The sequence below is a fragment of the Micromonospora chokoriensis genome (assembly GCF_000718555.1).
Lineage (GTDB): Bacteria > Actinomycetota > Actinomycetes > Mycobacteriales > Micromonosporaceae > Micromonospora > Micromonospora chokoriensis_B.
Genome location: NZ_JOAN01000001.1, coordinates 347,593 through 366,678 on the forward strand (window position 1 = coordinate 347,593; position 19,086 = coordinate 366,678).

The window sequence follows — 19,086 nt, forward strand, 5'->3', positions numbered from 1 at the left end:
CGGCCGGCGGACCGACGGTGACCTGGGTCACACGTCGGCTCGCCGGCCAGTTGGCCCGATCAGGACTGGACGGTCACCGGCATGGTCTTCAGCGAGCCGTCACCGTTGCGGAATTCCAGCACCCCGAGGTAGCGCTGACCACGGGCCAGGCCGGACCAGCGCAGGGTCAGGTTCGCCTTCGTGCCCGGCAGCACGCTGCGCTGCTTCGGGTCGATGGTGACCTTGCCGCTGGAGGTGCCCGGCGCCCCCGGCAGGTAGCTGGTCACGGTGTACGCGTTCGCGCCGTCCTTGATGTTCTCGGTGAACTCCTGCTCGACGACGACGATGTAGTCCCCGGCGCCGTCCGGCAGCGTCACCTTGGCACCGTTACGACCGCTGGCCGTGGCGGTGACGAACTTCCCGAACTTGTCGTAGACGTCGACGCTGAACTCCGTGCACTCCATCACCCCCTCCTCGTCGTCCCAGTCGATGTGGGAGCAGGTGGGCCGCTCTGACGTCACCTGGACGATTGGGCTGCGGGTCCCGGCCGGCACGTGCAGGGTGGTCCGGCTGATCGACGCGGGCAGCGGCACCGGCAGGTTGTTCGACGAGCTCCAGTCCCAGCTCGGCCCGTCGCCCTTGAGCGTTACCACGCTGCTGGTGCCCGAGGTCAGGCCGGCGAGGTTAGCGATCAGCCGACCCTTGTAGCCGACCTCGGTGGCGATCCGGACGCTGCCGGAGGTGCCCTTGCCGTCGATCGCGTCGGGGGCGACCAACCCGGAGTTGTGCACGACCAGCGGGCTGCGCACCTTGTGCTTGTACTGGTCGCGCCAGGTCAGCGAGCCGTCGGCCCAGGTGTCGAACGCGCCGCTGGCGTTGGTGACCTCGACGGTGAAGCGGGCGCTCTTGCCCGGACGGATCTGCAGCGTGGCCGGCGTGACCTTGACCTTGTAGCCCGGCGGGGCCTGCACCGACGAGGTGTAGGTGCTGGTCTTGTCGCTGACGTTGGTGACGGTACGGGTGACCTTCTGCTTGCCCACCATCTGGCCCAGCGAGATCGACGGGTAGTTGAGCTGTGCCGTCTCGATCGCGTCGACCGTCTCGCAGCCGGACATGTCGCCGATGCCGTATTCGCTGCCCCGCGCGGCGGACACCCCGCAGAGGTACTTGATCCAGTCCTGCTGGTTGGAGTCGTAGACCAGGCCCGGGTCGAAGGCGCTGCCCGGCTCGACCTGGCCGGCGCCGTAGTTGAGCGGCGTCGCGTCGTACGTGCCGATCTTGATCGGGTTGCCCTTGTCGGTCTTGTCCAGCGCGCTGGTCATCAGCGCCGAGCGGACTGCCGCCGGCGACCAGCCGGGGTGCTTGGCCAGCAGCAGGGCCGCGATACCGGCGATGTGCGGCGCCGCCATCGACGTGCCCGACTCGACTGCGAAGTCGTTGCCGCCGATCGACGGGGAGAACGCGGCAACGATGTCCTGACCGGGTGCGCTGATGTCCGGCTTGAGCAGCTCACCGCCGTTCAGGTTCGACGGGCCGGCCGAGGAGAACGCGGCGACCGCGGGAGCCTCGACGATCTCCAGCTTGCTCGGCGAGATGGTCGCCGTGGCGTTGCCCTTGGCGACGTACGCGGTGACCGTGGCCAGGTCGACCTCGTTGATGTGCACGGTCGGCACGGTCTGCACGTCGGCGTTCAACGAGTTCAGTTCGTCGTTGTAGAGCACCATGCCGATGCCGCCGGCCCGTGCCACCTCGATGCTCTTGTCGGTACGCGGGATCTCGCCGCGCAGGCAGAGCACGATCGCGCCTTTGACCTTGGCCGGGTCCAGCGTGTCGTCGGCGCAGAGGCTCGCGCCGTAGGCACCGTCCGGGTCGATCGCGCTGTCCTTCGCGAAGACCAGTCGAGCCGGCCCGACGCCGGTCTCGCCCACGCCCACACCGGCGATGGTGGTGCCGTTGCCGAGGGTGAGCGTCCGGGTGTTCTGCCGGTCGGTGGTGCTCGCGGCCACCGTGGTGAGCCACGGCGTCGAGTTGTCGACGGTGTTGGCGGAGGGGCCGGAGTTGCCAGCGGCAGCGGCGACGAACACCCCGGCTGCGGCAGCGTTGAAGAACGTCGCGTCGACCGCCCCGAACTGCTCGGAGTCGTCACCGATCGAGTAGTTGATCACATCGACGCCGTCCGCGACCGCGTCGTCGATGGCGTGCACGATGTCGACGTCGCTACCGCTCGCGCCGCCCGCACCGTTGTCGTACAGCGCCTTGTAGATCGCCAGCCGCGCGGCCGGCGCCATGCCGGAGATCATGCCCAGGTCCTGGGTGCCCGACGTCGCCCGTACGCCGTGGATACCGGCTGCGGTGCTGGCCGTGTGGGTGCCGTGGCCGTTGCGGTCGCGCGGCGAGGAGTAGTCGTCCGTGTACGCGTCGGCGATGCCGCTGTCGTTGTACCAGCGTGCCCCGATCACCTTGTTGTTGCAGGTGACCGGCGCTTCGACACCAACGTCGCAGGTGCCCTTCCACTTGGCGTCGATGATGGCCTGGTCGGGGCGAGGGCTGGGCAGCGGCGCGAAGCTCGCGCTCTCCGGCCAGTAGCCACTGTCGATGACCCCGATGATCACGCCCTCACCGGCGCGGGAGTCTCCACCGAACTCCTTCTTCCACACCCCGCCCTTGCCGGTCAGGCCCAGGTAGTCCGGGGTGTGCGAGGTGGTGGCGTGTACCTCGCGGCTCTCGTACACCGCGCGGACACCGCTCGTGACGCGCAGCCGGGCGGCCTGCGGCCCGGTCAGGTCGGCGGCGAAGCCGTTGAACGCGGTCTCCATGGTCACGCGGGTGCGGTCGGCCGGCACGCCGACTCGGTCCAGCACCGACTTACGCTTCTGGCGCAGGTGCTCCCGGTACGCGTTGGCGCTGCTGGACGCGCGGTTCAGCTTGGCCCCGCCGGTCGGCTTCGTCGCCGCGATCCCCGGAACACCGCCGGTGTACGTGGCCAGCGGCTCCTCATCGAGCTGGACGAGGTAGCGGGCGGTCGGTCCACTGCTGGTCGGCGCGGCGGTGGCGCTGCCGGGCAGGCTGGTCAGGCCGGCCGCGGTCAGCGCAACGGCGGCCAGCATGCTGACCCCGCGCCTGGCCCGTCCGGTCCGATGTGTGTTCGGTTGTGGCACGTCGTTGCCTCCACGTTCGGTGCCGGCCGCCACGACTGATGACGGTGGCCGAAACCTAGGATCGGTACCGATCATCGAGAAGCACTCGTAACCTCGTTGTCATCTTGGAAACAAGCTCGTAACACAACGGGCACTTTGCGCGTCATTTACGGACGGCGGACCGAGATGATCCACGCTATTCATCGCCTGGAGATCGTCCGTCTACTTAGTAGGGACATTCCTGTCCGGCCGGTCTGACACCCGCCCACCTGTGCCGTCAGATCCGAGATGGCGGCAAGGCGGCTGCTCCCGCCGTCGAGCGGGTCGAGCGGGTCGCGCGGATCGCGCGTATCGGGCGTATCGGGCGTATCGGGCGTATCGGGCGGCCAAGCGGATTGGGCAGGTCGGGCTGGTCTAGCGGGTCGGGCGGGTCGCTCGTGCTGTTGCTTGGTTGCCGGTCAGGCAGGCAGGGCGAGCGCTGTTTGCGTCCGGCCGAGCAGGACGAGCCGTTGAGATGGTCGGTCTCGTGTCGCAGGGAACCCGGATAGAAGCCGGTGCCCCGGTTGCTGCTGGCCAGGCCCTCAACTGGCGGAGCAAGTCATATACGCGGCTAGAGCCTCGCCTCCAGTCGCACAGCCGGGCGGCGGCCGACCTGTCCGCGCCAGGAGGCGCCAGGGGTGCGACCACCCTTGGATAAAGCCGCCATTCCGGAAGCACATGCGGATTCGCCTCCGGGCGTCAGGCGTTGCAGGGCGTGGGGTTGCGGGGCGTGCGGGGTTGCGGGGGCGTGCGGGGTTGCGGGGCGTGAGGGGTTGCGGGGCGTGAGGGGTCGCAGGGTGTGAGGGGTTGCCCGGCGTAGGGGCCGGTCGGCGTGGGCTGACTGCTCCTATGTTCGCCGGTGGTAGTGGTTGCGGCGGGGGAGTTGGTCGGGGTCGAGCCAGGCGGGTGGGATGAACTCGGGGTGTCCGTCCCCATTGAGCTGGACGGTCCAGTCGCTGTGGTGCAGGTGTCGGTGGTGGTGGCCGCAGAGTAGGACGGCGTTGGTGAGGGTGGTGGGGCCGCCGTCGGCCCAGTGGTGGATGTGGTGGGCGTCGCACCAGCGGGGTGGTCGGTCGCATCCGGGAAGGCGCAGCCGCGGTCGCGTAGGACGAGGGCGCGGCGCAGTGGGCCGGTGATGAGCCGGCGTTGTCGGCCGACGTCGAGTGGTTGGCCGGTGCTGCCCAGGACGGCGGGTAGGACGGCGGCGTCGCAGGCCAAACGGCGGACGGTCGCCGGGGTGAGGTGGAGGCCGGTGTCGAGGGTGCCGGCGTTGAGTTGCCCGGCGAGGGTGTCGTAGCTGGTGGTGACGACGATCTGCGCGGGGTCGCCGCCGTTCTCGGGTAGTTCGCCGGTGCGCAGAGCGAGCCGGCACACCTCGGCGAGGGCGTCGTGGCGGCGTTGTCCAGGCGACCGTTGATCGTCCGGGCCGGTGGGTGTGGTGAGGGGGTCGATGGCGGTGCGCAGGAGGCCGGCGGTTTCGGTGTCGAGGGTGCCGGTGAGGCGCAGCCGGCCGTCGGTCTGCTCGGAGAGGGTGAGGTGCCGGTCGCGGGTGGCGCGGCGGTCTTCGGCGTCGAGTGCGGCTCGGGCGGCGGCGTCGGCGATGTCGGGGGCGACGTGGTCGAGGATGCGGGTGCCGAGTGTGCGTAGTTGGGTGGGGTCGAACTGGGTTGCCCAGTCGGTGAGCACACCCACGGCTTTGTCGGCAGCTTCGGTGCCGGCGGTGGTGTGCACGGTGCTGACGGTGTCGGCGATGACTCGGGCTTGGTCGAGGGTGATGTGCCCGTCGGCGAGTGCTTGGCGGATGCCGGGGTGGCTGGTGTCGAGGGTGGTGGCGAGGTCGACGAGTCGGCGGGCGGCGGGGATGGTGAGGCGCAGGCGTTCACGCAGCCAGACCGCCGTGGAGGAGGCGCCCTGCGCCTCGGGTGTGCCGCAGCCGTCGATCTCGCGGATGAGGGTGAGGGTGACCGCAGCGAGGCGTTGTTGAAGGTGGTGTGCGGCGTCGAGCGCGGCGATCAGGTCGGGTTCCGGGAGGGACCAGGCGGGTGCATCGACGCAGGCGGCGACCGCGTCGTCTGCCAGCGCCAACTCCTCGACCATGACCCGACATTAGAACATGCGTACGACAATTTTAATGGTCATGATCGATTGTTTCGGCGGCTTCGGTGTCGAGCTGGCAGGAGTCCGCTAGGGGTGCGAGCGCGGCGGGGCGTGCACTGAGGGGTGCCGCGGTGGGGCGTGCACTGAGTGGTACAGCGTGGCCCGGATGGTGCAGGGGTGCGCGGGGGTCGGATGGTGCAGGGGTGCGCGTGGCCTGGGTGGTGACGGGTGCGCGCGGCCGGATGGTGCAGGGGTGCCGCGCGGCCCGGATGGCGCAGGGATGCTGCTCTGGTCGACCCAGGCTGTCAGGCGCGCCGGACGAGGCCCGGGCCGGCGGTGATGTCGATGTCGCCGTCCGCTATGTCGTGGCCGGCGGTGCAGCGGAGCACTGCGCGGATCGGTTCGCCGCAGTTGTGATGGGTGGCGACGATGGATGGACCAGTGTCGGTGGCGGCCCAGGTGTCGCCCCAGTTGCGTAGTGCGGTGATGACGGGCAGGAGTTCGCGGCCCTTGCGGGTGAGTTGGTATTCGTGGCGGGTGCGCTGCCCCGGCTCGCGGTAGGGAATCCGTTCGAGCAGTTCGGCGGCGACCATCTCCTTGAGGCGGGCGGCCATGGCGGGTTCGCCGACGCCGACGCGGCGGACGAAGTCGTCGAAGCGGCGCGTGCCGAGCAGGGCCTCGCGCATGATCAGGACCGTCGACCTGCTGCCCACGATGTCCATGGCCCGGGCCACCGAGCAGTTCTCGCTCGACCAGGAATCGCGATCGTCTCGTAGGTCCTCCATGCCGCCCAGCTTACCTGACTTGCGTCAGGGCTAGTCAGGTGCTTCACTGGGTCGCGCTGACTTTAGCGAACGCAAGTCAGACCATCGTCCTGAGGGATCTTCAGTGACCACCAGCACCGCAGCCCCGACCCCACCCGGAGCGGACGCGACACCACCCGGCCCAGCAACACCCAGCCCGGCAGCACCTGGACCGGCCGCCACCGCCCGCTCAGCCTTCCGCGGTTCCCGCCCGGTGACCCTGGTCGCCATGTGCCTGGGCGCAATGATCACGTTCCTGCAGATCACCGCGACGGTCTCCGCACTGACCACCATCCAGCGGGACCTGCGGGTCGACCCGACCACCCTGGTCTGGATCCCCAGCGCCTACACCCTGATGGTGGCGAGCGTCGTGCTGTCCGCCGCCACCCTGGGCAACCGCTACGGGCGCAAGCGCGTGTTCGGTGTCGGCGTCATCGCGATGATCGTTGGCGCAGCCGTCGTTGCCAGCGCCCCGACCGTCGGGTGGGTGATCGCCGGGCAGTTGGTCGCCGGCCTCGGTGGAGCGCTGATCCTGCCGAACAGCCTGGCGATCCTCGGCGCGACCTTCACCGACCCGCACCGACGGACCGAGGTCATCACCGCGTGGTCGGCAGCCTCCGGCATCGGGCTCGCGGTCGGCCCGCTCATCGCTGGCGCCCTGCTGCGGCACCACCAGTGGCACAGCGTCTACCTGTCGACGATCGCGCTGGGCGTGGTCACCCTCGTTGTCGCCGTTCTCGGGGTGGCGGAGTCCCGGCCGAGCGCCGCCCGCCTCGACGTGCCTGGTCTGTTGCTCGGCACCGTCGCCATCGCGGCCGCCGTCTACGCGTTGATCCAGGGCGGCAAGGACGGCTACACCAGCCCGGTCGTGATGGCGGCCTGGATCGTCGCGGTCGTCGCACTTGTCGGGTTCGTGCTGGTCGAGCTGCGGGCCAGCGCGCCAATGCTCGACGTACGGCTGTTCCGGTCGGCGTCGTTCAGCGCGGTCATGGTCGTCGGTGCGGTGTCGCTGTTCGGGTTCACCGGCGTGGCGATCCTGCTGGTCCTCTTCCACGAACGTGCCCAGGCGCTCAGCCCGCTGGATACCGGCTGGCGGATGCTGGTGCTCTTCGGCGCGTACGTGCTTGTCGCTTTCGGTGCCGGGCGGGCGATTCGTCGTACCGGATTCAAGGCGCCGTTGACCCTCGGCCTGGTCCTCGGTGCGGTGGCGAGCTTCGCGCTGGCGGCCCAGGGGCCGACCACGTCGTTCGGTCACCGCTGGGCGCTGTTCGCGCTGTTCGGCGCGGCCAGCGCTCTGGTGGTGGCCCCGGCGACGGCGGCGGCGCTGGCCAGCGTCGCGCCTGCCCAGGCCGGCATGGCCTCCGGGGCGGTCAACGCCGCCCGGCAGGTCGGCTCGGTGCTCGGCTCGTCCCTGCTCGGCACGCTCCTCACCACCACGATGGTGGCCGACCTGCCGGGCCGGCTCGCCGCGCACCAGGTCGGCGAACCCACCCGTAGCGCCGTGCAGGCGGCTGTTGCCGCCGGTGCCAGCGGCGGCCAGCCACTGCCCGACCCGGTCCGGGCGGCGCTCGCCGAGGCACTTACCTCGGGTGTCCAGGCCGGGCTGCGGATCAACGGCGTCGTCTTCCTCGTCACCGCCGTGCTCGCGCTCACCCTCATCCGCAACCGGCCGCACCAGCACTAGGAGGCAAGCGCGTCCAACTCTTCGATCGCGTCGGCCGGCAGCCTAAGGGCCCGCCACGAGGTGCGTCGACGGGAGGGCGTGGTCAGCCGGCTGCGCCATCCCGAGGTGGGTGACCTCGACCTGTACTGCGACAAGCTCGCGGACGCGGACGCCGACGGGCCCGGACAGCCTCCGGCCCGGTGACCCGGCCCGCCTGTATCCGCTGGAGTGAGCCGTCAGGGCCGTTGCGGAGTCGCCTGGGTGGGGATGTGTTCGTAGCGCTTGCGCATGGTCTCGCTGGCGGCCGGACCGGCGGCGAAGACGAAGTCGGCGTCGTCGAGTGGGCGGCCGGTGTTGCGGTCCACGAGCACCGGGTCGGCCTCCACCCCGGTGCTCCGGTCGACCAGGATCATGCTGCGCTCGCTCGGGTCGAGGCGTGAGTTGCCCCAGGCGGCGAGGGCGACCACGACGGGACGCAGGCTGCGGCCGAGGTCGGTGAGGACGTACTCGTAGCGGTCCGGCCTGGTCTGGTAGCGGCGACGTTCGAGCAGCCCCTGGCCGGTGAGGGTCTTGAGTCGGCTGGTCAGGATGCTGGACGAGACGCCCAGGTTGGCCTGGAACTGATCGAACCGGGTGTAGCCGTCGAAGGCGTCGTGCAGGATCAGGAGCGTCCACCACTCGCCCACGTGGCCCAGCGCGCTGGACAGCGGGCATTCGCGGTCCTCCAAGCGGATCTTCCCGGCCACAGCTGTGCCCTTCCCCGAGTAGGTGCTAGTGTCGAAGTTAGTAGGTGCTATTTCAGCAGTAACTATACGACGTCCGGGTGGACGTCTGTTTCATGCTGCCCAGACAGGAGTAACAGATGTCCCAGCGGGACTCACTGCACGGCCGGCGCGCACTGGTGACCGGGGGCACGAAGGGGGCCGGCGCGGCGATCGCCGCCCGGCTGCGCGAGCTCGGCGCGGACGTGTGGGTCAGCGCCCGTGGTGAGCCAGCGGGGTTCGAGCTCGCCGATCGGTTCATCGCCGCCGACACGTCGAGCGTCGACGGCGCGGAAACGGTGGCCGAGCGCCTCCTCGCCGAAGGTGGCGCGGACATCGTCGTGCACGTCGTCGGCGGGTCGCACGCTCCGGCCGGTGGCTTCGCCGCACTGACCGAACAGACCTGGATGGAAGAGCTGAACCTCAACCTCCTCGGTGCGGTACGCCTGGACCGTCGCCTCGTCCCGTCCATGATCGAAAAGCGCGCCGGCGCGATCGTGCATCTCTCCTCGATCCAGCGGCGCAAGCCGATGTACCAGGCCACCCTGGGGTACGCGGCGGCCAAGGCGGCGCTGACCGCGTACAGCAAGGGTCTGGCCAACGAGCTCGCACCGCACGGTATCCGGGTGAACACCGTGGCACCCGGCTTCATCCAGACCACCGCCGCCGACGCGCTCGTCGATCGCCTCGCCGAGGGCAGTGGTGTCGACCGCGACACCGCCCTGGGGCAGTTGATGGACTCGTTGGGTGGGATCCCGCTCGGCCGTCCGGCACGGCCGGAGGAGGTTGCCGACCTGGTGGCCTTCCTGGTCTCCGACCGCGCCTCGGCGATCGTCGGCGCCGAACACGTCATCGACGGCGGCACCATCCCGACCGTCTGACCCGATCGTCAACAACCTGCAGAAGGGCCGCTAATCATGACCACAGCCCAGGCCGTCCCGGCCATCATTCGCCGCTACTTCGAGCTTGCCGGCCAGCCCGACTCCGAGGACTACTTCGCTCTCTTCGCCGAGGACGTTGTGGTCGAGGACGAGTCGACCGAGCACCGGGGCATCGAGGCCATCCGCCAGTGGCGTCGCGCCGTGCCGCTGGTGTCGTACGAGGTCACCGACGTCGAGGACACGCCCGCCGGCACCGTGGTAACCGCGACGATCACCGGTGACTTTCCCGGCAGTCCCTTCGCCGGCCTCCGGTACCGCTTCAGCGACTACGACGACACGGTGATCCGGGCGTTGCGCATCGCGCCCTGACGTCAGGGACTTGACGGCAAATGTTTGTGAGTGCACACTTACAAACATGCGATCCACCGCCGAGGCCCGCCGGGTCACCGTCCTGAACGCCGCAGTGTCGGTGTTCGCGCGCGCTGGCTTCCACGCCACCCCGGTCACCGCCGTGGCCGCCGCCGCCGGCATCTCCGAGGCGTACGTCTTCCGGCTCTTCTCCGGAAAGCTCGGGCTGTTCGTGGCGGCGGCCGGAGCGTGTTTCGACCGGATCGCCGCCGCGATCGAGGCGGGTGCGGAGCGTGCCACGGGCGGCAGTCCGGAAGAGGTCCTCGACGCCATGGGCGGTGCCTACGCGGAGCTGATCGCCGATCGCGATCTCCTGCTCTTCCAGGTGCAGGCGCAGGCCGTCACGGACATCCCGGAGATCGCCGAGGCGGTGCGGGCCGGCTATCGGCAGGTCGCGACCTTCGTGCAGAGTCGGGCCGGTGCCAGCGACGCGCAGGTGCAGCAGTTCTTCGCGTACGGCCAGTTGTGCCACCTGATCGTGACCGCCGGCCTGGAGCAGGTCCCGGAGCCGTGGGCCCGTGCCCTCACTTCCGGCATTCGTCACCCCTGACCGACCCCCGATGCTGGGCCGCTGTGGCGGCCCACTTTTTCAGCCACGGAAGTGTGTGAGTGCACACTTACAAACTAGGGAGATCCTGATGACGACCGACACGATGATCACCGAAGTGGTGCTGCCCGGCGTGGTGGAGCCCGACGGCCTCCGTCTGCACCGACGCGCGATGCCCGTCCCCGCCCGGGGGCAGGCGCTCGTCCAGGTCGAGGCCACCGGCATCTCGTTCGCCGAGCAGCAGATGCGCCGGGCTCTCTACCCCGGCCAGCCGAAGTTCCCGTTCGTGCCCGGCTACGACCTGGTCGGCACGGTCCGGGCGGTCGGTCCCGGCGGCGACGGCGCGCTGGTCGGTACCCGGGTGGCTGCGGTCACCAAGACCGGCGCCTGGGCCACGTACGCGCTCGTCGACATCGACGCCCTGGCCCCCGTACCCGCGGATCTGGACCCCGCCGCGGCCGAGACCGTCGTCGTCAACGGGGTGACCGCCTGGCAGATGCTGCGGGACGCCGACCTGAAGGCCGGGCAGACCATCCTTGTGCACGGCGCGAACGGCGGCGTCGGATCGGTCCTCGTCCAACTCGGCCGCCACCTCGGCCTGCGGGTCATCGGCACCGCCGCCGCACGGCACCACGCCGGGCTGAGCGAACTCGGCGTCGAGCCGCTCGACTACCGCGACCCGGATCTGGCCGCGCGCGTCCGCGAGCTGTCGCCGGGTGGTGTCGACGCCGTCTTCGACCCGGTCGCCGGCCCGGGGGTACGCACCTCGTACGCCCTGCTCGCCCCCGGCGGCAAGCTGACCGTCTACGGCAACGCCGCCGCCGTGGGCACCGGACAGTCGATCGTTTGGGTCTTCGTGAAGCTGCTGGCCCGCCTCTACACCTGGAACGCGCTGCCGAACGGCCACCGGGCCGGCTTCTACAACTTCTGGGCCGGTCAGCTCACCCGTCGCGCCGCCTTCCGCCGTCGCCTGCGGACCGACCTCGGCATCGTGCTCGACCTGCTGCGGCAGAAAGTGATCGTGCCGCAGATCGCCGCGCGCTACCCGCTCAGCGAGGTCTCTGCCGCGCTGGTGTTTGCCGAGACCCGCAGCCGGGCAGGCAAGGTGGTGCTGGAGCCCTGACGTCCGGCACCTTCAGGCGCTGGTGCGGCAGGCAGACGCAAGGGCGTACGGTGAACATGTCGCCCAGGACCCCGGTGGCCGCCAGACGCCGTCGCCACCAGCCCGCCAGGGGCGTTATCGCTCATCTTCTCCATCGCCGCGACGTACCGGTCGTGTCGGCTCATCGCGCACCGCATCCCGACCGACCGGTCACCGCATCGTCGGCATCCGGCGGTCGCCCGCACGCGCACGCAGCTTCGCCCTCCGCGCGAATTGTTCCGAACGCCTTGATTAGGGAGTACCAGATGAGGATCGACAGGGACCGGATCGTCACCGCACTTCGCGACCGGGGTCAGCAGGCCCGGGCCGACTGGGTCCAGCGCGAGCTGCCGGAGCACGTGGACCCGGCCAAGCACTCCGGGCTGCTCGCCACCCTGAACCTCAACCCAGCTGATCTCGCCGACGCGTCATCCCCTTGAGGGTTGCGCTGCTCGGCCCGGTCGCCTGGCGTACGCCCCCGCACCACTACGGCCCGTGGGAGCAGGTGACCGGCCTGCTCGCCGAAGGGCTGGTCAGCCGTGGCGTCGACGTGACGCTCTTCGCCACGCTGGACTCCGTCACCTCCGCCCAGCTCGACGGAGTCTGCCCACGGGGGTACGCGGACGACCCGGACGTGGACGGTCGCGTGTGGGAGGCGATGCACGTCTCGCACGCGATGGCCCGCTCGGCAGAGTTCGACGTGGTGCACAGCCACCTGGACTGGCTGCCGCTGGCGTTCGCGGAGCACTGCCGCGCGCCGCTGGTGACCACGGTGCACGGCTTCTCCGGCCCGGGGATCCTCCCCGCCTACGGCCGGGCCCGCTCGTCGTACGTGTCGATCTCCGACGCCGACCGGGCACCGGAGCTCGACTACGTCGCCACGGTGTACCACGGCGTCGACATCGATGGGCTGCCGTTCAGCGGTGCGGCCGGCCCTGGACTGGCCGCCTTCGGTCGGATCCACCCGGACAAGGGCACCCACACCGCGATCGAGATCGCCCGCCGGGCCGGCCGACCCCTGACGATCTGCGGAATCGTGCAGGACGAGCGGTACTTCGCCGAACAGGTGGCCCCGCACATCGACGGCGACCAGGTGGTCTTCCTCGGGTCGGTGGGCCCGCGACGACGTGCCGAGGTGCTGGGTGGCAGCACCGCGCTGCTGCATCCGATCGCCTTCGACGAGCCGTTCGGACTGTCGGTTGTGGAATCGATGGTCTGCGGTACCCCGGTCGTCGCCTACCAGCGGGGGTCCATGCCCGAGGTCGTCGACGAGGGGGTGACGGGCTTCCTCGTCTCCACCGTCGAGCAGGCAGTCGACGCGGTCGCCCGGGTCGCCAGCCTCGATCGGGTGGAGTGTCGGGCGCGGGCTCGTAAGCGCTTCAGCGCAGACCGGATGGTCACCGACTATCTCGCCGTCTACGACCAGCTCGTCCACGCCTGAACTAACCGGAAGGCCCGACGTTCATGCCCAGCTACGGATTTCTCAGTACCCACCCACCAACCCGGTGCGGCCTGGCCACGTTCAACGCCGCCCTCGCCGCCCAGTTGACCGCCGATGGCACCCACGGCGGCATCGTCCGGGTCACCGATCATGGCGACGACCAGCGGCCGACGCCCGGGGTGGTGCACACCTGGTCGGCGCGTGACCCGGCCGGCTGGCGGGAGGCGGCGGCTGCCCTGAACGCGTACGACGTGGCGATCGTCCAGCACGAGTACGGCATCTATCCCGGCGCCGACGGCGAGGAGGTCCTGCCGTTGCTGCGGCGGCTCAGCGTGCCGAGCATCGTTGTCCTGCACACCGTGCTGCGCCAGCCCTCGGCCCGGCAGAAATCCCTGTTGGCGCAGATCGCGGCGATCGCCGGGGCGGTCGTCACGATGACCGACACCGCGCGCGACCGGCTGCTCGTCGACTACGCCGTGCCAGCGGGCAAGGTGACGGTCATTCCGCACGGCGCGGCCGAGCTTGCCGGCGTGCCCGTCGACAGGCGTACCCGCCCGCACCTGCTGACCTGGGGGCTCCTCGGTCCCGGCAAGGGTGTCGAGTGGTCGCTGCGGGCGCTCGCGCGGTTGCAGGATCTGGAGCCGACCCCGACCTACACGGTTGCGGGGCGGACCCACCCGAAGGTGATCGAGCACCACGGTGAGGCGTACCGGGCCGGGCTGCACCAGCTCGGCGCTCAGCTAGGCATCGCGCACACCGTCGACTACCAGGACGCCTACCTCGACCAGGAAGCACTGGGCCGGCTGATCCGCTCTGCCGACGTGGTCGTCCTGCCCTACGACTCCCGTGAACAGGTCACCTCCGGCGTCCTCATCGAAGCGGTGGCCGCCGGGGTGCCGGTCGTGGCGACGGCGTTCCCGCACGCCGTCGAGCTGTTGACCGGCGGGCCGGGTCTCGTCGTACCCCACCAGAACCCGGCGGCGCTGGCCAAGGCCATCCGGCGGATCCTCACCGAGCCGGGCCTGGCCGCCCGGCTGGCCGGGCGGGTTCGCCCGCTGGCCGCGCACCTGAGTTGGCCGGCGGTGGCGGCCCGCTACGGCACCCTCGCCGAAGAGCTCACCGATGCCCGCTCACCCGCGGTCAGTGTCGTGCCGGCGTGACGGCGACCACCGGCCATCCCTGGACGTCGACGGGTGGGCGCTGGGTGGCGGCACCCGCGCCGAGCTTCGCGCACCTGGCTCGACTGAGCGACGACACCGGTCTGTTCGAGCACGCGCGACACGCCATCGTCCGGCGTGAGCACGGTTACTGCACCGACGATGTAGCGCGTGGCCTGGTCGTCGTCAGCCGCGAACCGGAGCCGACCGGGGAGCTGCTCCGGCTCGCCGAGCGCTACCTGGCCTTCCTGACCCACGCGCAGGACGCCGACGGCGCGTTCCACAACCGACTCGGCTACGACCGGCGCTGGGCCGACGAACCGGGGCTCGGCGACTGGTGGGGTCGGGCGCTGTGGGGCCTGGGCACGGCCGTCGCCCGCAGCCCAGCCCCATGGGTACGGGAGGAGGCGCTTGTCGCCTTCAGCCGGGGCGCCACCCGGCGCGCCAAGACCCCGCACACGATGGCCTTCGCCGGTCTTGGCGCGGCCGAGGTGCTTCGTCGTCACCCCGGCCACGTCGCCGCCGCGTCCCTGCTGGCGGACGCGGCCAGCACGATCGGCCCGCCGGCCTCCGATCGGGGGTGGCCGTGGCCACGGCAGGAGCTCACCTACGCCAACGCCGCCCTCGCTGAAGTGGTCATCGCCGCGAGTCAGCTTCGCGAGGGTGGCCCACCTCTCGACGACGGCCTGCGCATGTTGGCCTGGCTGCGCGAGGTCCAGCTCCGCGATGGGCGGTTGTCGGTCGTACCCGCCGGGGGTTGGCGGCGTGGCGCTCTGCGGCCGCACCACGACCAGCAACCGATCGAGGTCGCCGCCTTCGCCGATGCCTGCGCCACGGCGGCCACGGTCACCGGGAATCCCGAGTGGGACAGCGGGGTGCGACAGGCGGTCGGGTGGTTCCTCGGCGACAACGACCTCGGTACGCCGATGTGGGATCCGGCGACCGGCGGCGGCTACGACGGGCTTACCGCGCACGGGCCCAACCTCAACCAGGGCGCCGAGTCGACCCTCGCCCTCATCTCCACCCTGCAGCACGCCCGGCGGTGGTCGTGACCCGGAGTCTGGCCGTCCGGCAGGACGTCACCCTCACCCCGGATCCACGCCGCGTCATCGTCAAGCTCTTCGTTCCGGGTGAGGACGCCGCGGTGGTACGGAACCGCGCGCAGGCGCTCATCGACCGGGTCGCGCGCCTCGACGACGAGGAGACGGGTCGGCTGCTGCGGGACACCTTCGACCGGTTCGGTGCTCGGCACCGCGACCTGGCCGGCACCTTCCACCACCACTACGACCTGGTCCGGCACCGGGCCGCGCGGGCCCGGGACCTCTCGCCGAGCAGTCGGCTGCTGGTCGGCGCGTACTTCAGCCACGAGTACGCCGTCGAGGCCGCCGCCCTGTGCAACCCGTCGATGGTGGCCCACCCCGACCAGGCGGATCTCGGCCCCGGGCAGCTGCGCGTCGCGGTCAGCCTGCGCCAGGTCGGGGAGGGCCACGTGTCCTCGATCGGTTTCGCCGCCGCGATCGTCGGCCCCGGGGGACAGCTCACGGTCGCCGACCGGGCCGGCCCGCTGACCGTCGGGCAGCGGATGGGCGTACGGCACCGTCGGGACCTGCTCGTTGCCGGCCTGGCCGAGGGGGACTGCGACAACGAGGTCACGGCGACGGTGCTGGACGCGTTGCCCGAGTGGTACGACGAGGCCGCCTTCGAGCGGGTGCTCGGCAACCTGCCACCCGATCTGCTCTCCCGCAGCACCGGCTTGGGGACCGTCGAGCAGCTGCGTCGTACCAACGCCGGTAGCTACGCCACGGAATTCCCCACCGACACGGAGCTGCACCAACGGGTGCTCTGGCCGGCCACCCCGGCGGAGAGCAACGGCATGGAAGACGCCCGTTTCGTTCGCTTCGTCGATGAGTCCGGGCCGGTTTACCGGGCCACCTATACCGCCTACGACGGCCGGAACATCGCCACCCGTGCGCTGGTCAGCGGTGACCTGCGTCGGTTCGAGATGACCCCGATGCGCGGGCCGGGCGCTCGGAACAAGGGGCTCGCGCTGTTTCCGCGTACCGTCGGAGGCCGGCACCTGGCACTCTGTCGCGCCGACGGCGAGACCATCGGCCTGACCGCCCTGGACGGCGAGCACCGCTGGCAGACCCCGACGCCGTTGCACGCACCGGGCGAGAGCTGGGAGTTGATCCAGGTCGGCAACTGCGGATCACCGATCGAGACCGACGTCGGCTGGCTCGTGCTCACCCACGGTGTCGGACCGATGCGTCGGTACGCGATCGGTGCGCTCCTGCTCGACCTGCACACGCCGGAGCGGGTCGTCGCGCACCTGCCCGGTGCGCTCCTCGCACCCGACGAAAGCGACCGGGACGGGTACGTGCCGAACGTCGTCTACTCCTGTGGTGCCCTCATCCACGACGGTGAGCTGTGGTTGCCGTACGGGGCGAGTGACGCGCGGGTGGGATTCGCCACCGTGCCGCTGCCCACGCTCCTCAGCGCGCTGGTCGAGGCCCCGCCGTCGGGCAACCCGGGTGGTGTCGGCCGGGTGGCTTGCTGATTACGACACGCCCTTGGGCGGAGGTGACTCGGTGGACGCCGAGTGCGCGGCGGGGGCAAGGTAGCCTCACCGCTCGCGCTAGTGCTTCTGCGAACGGGGAGAGGCAGGGGGAGGTACGGCGTGGGCGACGTTGGCGAGATGGTGCGTTGGTTGCAGCTCAACGCACCACGCGGTGGGCCGGACGAGGTGTCGCAGTTGGTGGCCCGTGCGGCTCCCGCGATCAATGCCAGCGAGATCGTGATCTATCTGGCCGACTACACGCAGTCCCTCCTCGTGCCACTGCTCGGCGCGGGTCTCGCCCGGGACGAGCTGCCGATCGAGACGACCCTCGCCGGCCGGGCCTTCACCACCCTCGACATCCAGCGTGCCCCCGACAACCCGGATCGGGTGTGGGTGCCACTGCTGCTCGGGTGTGAGCGGATGGGCGTACTGGAGATCGTCTCGCCGGCCGCCGCCGACGAAACGATGGACGGTCCGGCCTGGGAGGTGGCGGTCAACGTCGCCCAGATCCTGGTCAACCGCCGGCTCTACGGTGACCTGGTCGAGCGGATGCGGCGGCGGATGCCGATGCAGGTCGCGGCCGAGATCGTGTGGGGCCTGCTTCCACCGCTGACCTTCGCCACCGACGACCTGGTGGTCACCGCCATCCTCGAACCGTGCTACGACGTCGGTGGCGACATCTTCGACTACGCGTTGAACGACGACGTGCTCAGCGTCGGGCTCTTCGACACCTGCGGGCACGGCATCAAGGCGAGCACCCTGGCCTCGCTGGTGGTCAGCGCGTACCGCAACGCCCGCCGGTGCGGCCTCGACCTGGTCGACACGGCGATCAGCATCGACCGGTGGGTGCGTTCCGAGCACCCGAACTTCTTCGCCACCGGGCTGCTGATCGAGTTGGACCGCCGGACCGGCCGGCTCAGCATGATCAACGCGGGTCACCCCGGTGCGATGTTGCTGCGCGACGGCAAGGCCATTCGGGAGTTCCCGGGGCCGACCGTGTTGCCGTTCGGCCTGGGCCACATGTCCCCGCGCCGACCGCGGGTGCACACCGAGGAGCTGCATCCGGGCGATCGCATCCTCGCCTACACCGACGGCATCACCGACGCCCGTAGCGCCCAGGGGGAGCAGTTCGGGCTGGACCGGCTCGTCGACTTCGTCAACCGTGCCCTGAACGAGGGGTTGCCCAGCCCGGAGACCATGCGTCGCCTGGTCCGCGCAGTCGTGGGCTACCAGGACGACCAGCTTGAGGACGACGCGACGGCACTCTTCGTGGAGTGGCAGCCGCCGCACCTGCCGCTCGCGCACCTGCGCGACCTCGCCGCGAGTGGACCCTGACCCCGCACAGTGGGATTTTGCACTCGCAGTGCACTTGTCTCCGATTGCGGTGCTGTCTAGCGTCACCTCATGGCTGACTCATGGACCTTCGCCGTGGCGCGTGACGACCTCGGGCAGACCACGCTCGTCGATGGCGCCACCCCCGCCGTGGCCGACGGCGAGGCGCTGCTGCGGGTGGACCGCGTCGGTATCACCGCCAACAACGTGACCTACGCGGTGCTCGGTGACTCGATGCGCTACTGGCAGTTCTTTCCGCCGCAGGCCCAGGGGCTCGGGCCGCAGTGGGGCCTCCCGCCGCTCTGGGGCTTCGCCGAGGTGGTCGCCTCGGCGGTGGCGGGGGTCGAGGTGGGGCAACGGATCTACGGTTACCTCCCGGCCGCCGGTCACCTCCTGGTGCGCCCGGACCGGGTGGACGTGTCCGGGTTCCGCGACGCGAGCCCGCACCGGGCCGAGTTGCCGTCGCCGTACAACGCGTACCGGTCGACCATCGGCGACCCGGCGTACCAGCGCGATCAGGAGGACCTGCTGATCCTGTTCCGGCCGCTGTTCTTCACCTCGTTCATGCTGGCCGACCAGGTCGTCGACAACGACTTCTACGGTGCCGAGGCGCTGCTGGTGTCGTCGGCGTCGAGCAAGACCGCGTACGCCGCCGCGTTCGAGCTGCACCGGCGCGGGCCGCGCCTGGTCGGGCTCACCTCACCCGGCAACCTGGCCTTCACCCGGTCGCTCGGCTGCTACGACGAGGTCGTCTCGTACGACGACATCGACGCCCTCGACGTGGTCCCGAGCGGCTACCTCGATCTGTCCGGTGCGCCGTCGACCCGCGCCGCCCTGCGTCGGCGACTTGGTGACCGGCTCGTCCGGGACATCGCGGTCGGGCTCACCAACCAGACGCCGAACGCCGACGCGGCGGAGGAGGTGTTCTTCGCGCCGACGCAGATGCGCAAGCGCAGCCACGACTGGGGCCGCGATGGGCTCGACGAGCGGTTCACCGCGGCCTGGCAACGCTTCGCCGCCGTCGTGAGCGGGTGGCTCGACGTCCAGGTGGGTGCCGGGCCGGCGGCGCTGAAAGACGCGTGGCTCGACGTTCTCGCCGGTCGTACGCCGCCCCGGGTGGGCCACGTCGTCCAACTGTGAAGG

The 19,086-nt window shown here is 70.6% G+C and carries 17 protein-coding genes; 13 read left to right on the plus strand and 4 right to left on the minus strand.

Translation table 11 applies throughout. The features are described 5' to 3' along the window. Positions 1-59 precede the first annotated feature (59 nt). From IF46_RS0101600 to IF46_RS0101610, 3 genes are all read right to left on the minus strand, one after another. Positions 60-3,086 carry a S8 family serine peptidase gene (locus tag IF46_RS0101600; protein ID WP_030486443.1) on the minus strand — a complete coding sequence of 1,009 codons (3,027 nt, stop codon included), beginning with the start codon at positions 3,084-3,086 and terminating at the stop codon, positions 60-62. 768 nt (positions 3,087-3,854) lie between these two features. Next, positions 3,855-5,252 carry a DUF222 domain-containing protein gene (locus IF46_RS32100; protein ID WP_051723558.1) on the minus strand — a complete coding sequence of 466 codons (1,398 nt, stop codon included), beginning with the start codon at positions 5,250-5,252 and terminating at the stop codon, positions 3,855-3,857. Between the two features lie 305 nt (positions 5,253-5,557). Beyond that, positions 5,558-6,037, minus strand: a complete 480-nt coding sequence (locus IF46_RS0101610; RefSeq protein ID WP_030486444.1) for a winged helix-turn-helix transcriptional regulator — start codon at positions 6,035-6,037, stop codon at positions 5,558-5,560. 103 nt (positions 6,038-6,140) lie between these two features. On the opposite strand from IF46_RS0101610, the gene IF46_RS0101615 reads away from it, so the two are divergent. Both IF46_RS0101615 and IF46_RS35470 read left to right on the plus strand, forming a co-directional pair. Continuing rightward, positions 6,141-7,739, plus strand: coding sequence for an MFS transporter (locus IF46_RS0101615; protein ID WP_030486445.1), 1,599 nt, complete (start codon positions 6,141-6,143; stop codon positions 7,737-7,739). A 60-nt stretch (positions 7,740-7,799) separates the two neighbouring features. After that, positions 7,800-7,922: a hypothetical protein gene (locus IF46_RS35470; RefSeq protein ID WP_198041323.1), complete on the plus strand. Its 123-nt coding sequence runs from the start codon at positions 7,800-7,802 to the stop codon at positions 7,920-7,922. Positions 7,923-7,954: 32 nt separating this feature from the next. On the opposite strand, the gene IF46_RS0101625 is transcribed toward IF46_RS35470, so the two are convergent. Further along, positions 7,955-8,464: a winged helix-turn-helix transcriptional regulator gene (locus IF46_RS0101625; RefSeq protein WP_030486446.1), complete on the minus strand. Its 510-nt coding sequence runs from the start codon at positions 8,462-8,464 to the stop codon at positions 7,955-7,957. A gap of 116 nt (positions 8,465-8,580) precedes the next feature. Here IF46_RS0101625 and IF46_RS0101630 point away from each other — a divergent pair, with 116 nt between their 5' ends. From IF46_RS0101630 to IF46_RS0101680, 11 genes are all read left to right on the plus strand, one after another. Beyond that, positions 8,581-9,360, plus strand: coding sequence for an SDR family oxidoreductase (locus IF46_RS0101630; RefSeq protein ID WP_030486447.1), 780 nt, complete (start codon positions 8,581-8,583; stop codon positions 9,358-9,360). A gap of 36 nt (positions 9,361-9,396) precedes the next feature. Beyond that, positions 9,397-9,729 carry a nuclear transport factor 2 family protein gene (locus IF46_RS32105; protein ID WP_036390808.1) on the plus strand — a complete coding sequence of 111 codons (333 nt, stop codon included), beginning with the start codon at positions 9,397-9,399 and terminating at the stop codon, positions 9,727-9,729. A 46-nt stretch (positions 9,730-9,775) separates the two neighbouring features. Continuing rightward, positions 9,776-10,318 carry a TetR/AcrR family transcriptional regulator gene (locus tag IF46_RS0101640; protein WP_030486449.1) on the plus strand — a complete coding sequence of 181 codons (543 nt, stop codon included), beginning with the start codon at positions 9,776-9,778 and terminating at the stop codon, positions 10,316-10,318. A gap of 88 nt (positions 10,319-10,406) precedes the next feature. Beyond that, positions 10,407-11,438 carry a medium chain dehydrogenase/reductase family protein gene (locus tag IF46_RS0101645; protein WP_030486450.1) on the plus strand — a complete coding sequence of 344 codons (1,032 nt, stop codon included), beginning with the start codon at positions 10,407-10,409 and terminating at the stop codon, positions 11,436-11,438. Between the two features lie 284 nt (positions 11,439-11,722). Beyond that, on the plus strand, positions 11,723-11,896 hold the full coding sequence (locus tag IF46_RS34665; protein ID WP_198041324.1) for a hypothetical protein: 174 nt from the start codon (positions 11,723-11,725) through the stop codon (positions 11,894-11,896). Then, complete coding sequence (locus IF46_RS0101655) at positions 11,893-12,897, plus strand: glycosyltransferase family 4 protein (protein WP_030486451.1); 1,005 nt, start codon at positions 11,893-11,895, stop codon at positions 12,895-12,897. Before IF46_RS34665 ends, IF46_RS0101655 begins: the two co-directional genes overlap by 4 nt. Positions 12,898-12,920: 23 nt before the next feature. Beyond that, positions 12,921-14,057 carry a glycosyltransferase gene (locus IF46_RS0101660; protein ID WP_030486452.1) on the plus strand — a complete coding sequence of 379 codons (1,137 nt, stop codon included), beginning with the start codon at positions 12,921-12,923 and terminating at the stop codon, positions 14,055-14,057. Then, entirely contained in the window at positions 14,054-15,106 is a 1,053-nt protein-coding gene (locus IF46_RS0101665; RefSeq protein WP_030486453.1) for a hypothetical protein, read from the plus strand. Before IF46_RS0101660 ends, IF46_RS0101665 begins: the two co-directional genes overlap by 4 nt. Continuing rightward, positions 15,103-16,611: a glycoside hydrolase family 130 protein gene (locus IF46_RS0101670; protein WP_036390873.1), complete on the plus strand. Its 1,509-nt coding sequence runs from the start codon at positions 15,103-15,105 to the stop codon at positions 16,609-16,611. Before IF46_RS0101665 ends, IF46_RS0101670 begins: the two co-directional genes overlap by 4 nt. Before the next feature lie 120 nt (positions 16,612-16,731). Further along, positions 16,732-17,946: a PP2C family protein-serine/threonine phosphatase gene (locus IF46_RS0101675; protein WP_232233901.1), complete on the plus strand. Its 1,215-nt coding sequence runs from the start codon at positions 16,732-16,734 to the stop codon at positions 17,944-17,946. Between the two features lie 69 nt (positions 17,947-18,015). Further along, a complete protein-coding gene (locus IF46_RS0101680) occupies positions 18,016-19,083 on the plus strand; it encodes a DUF2855 family protein (protein ID WP_030486456.1) in 1,068 nt (355 codons plus the stop codon). Positions 19,084-19,086: the final 3 nt, after the last annotated feature.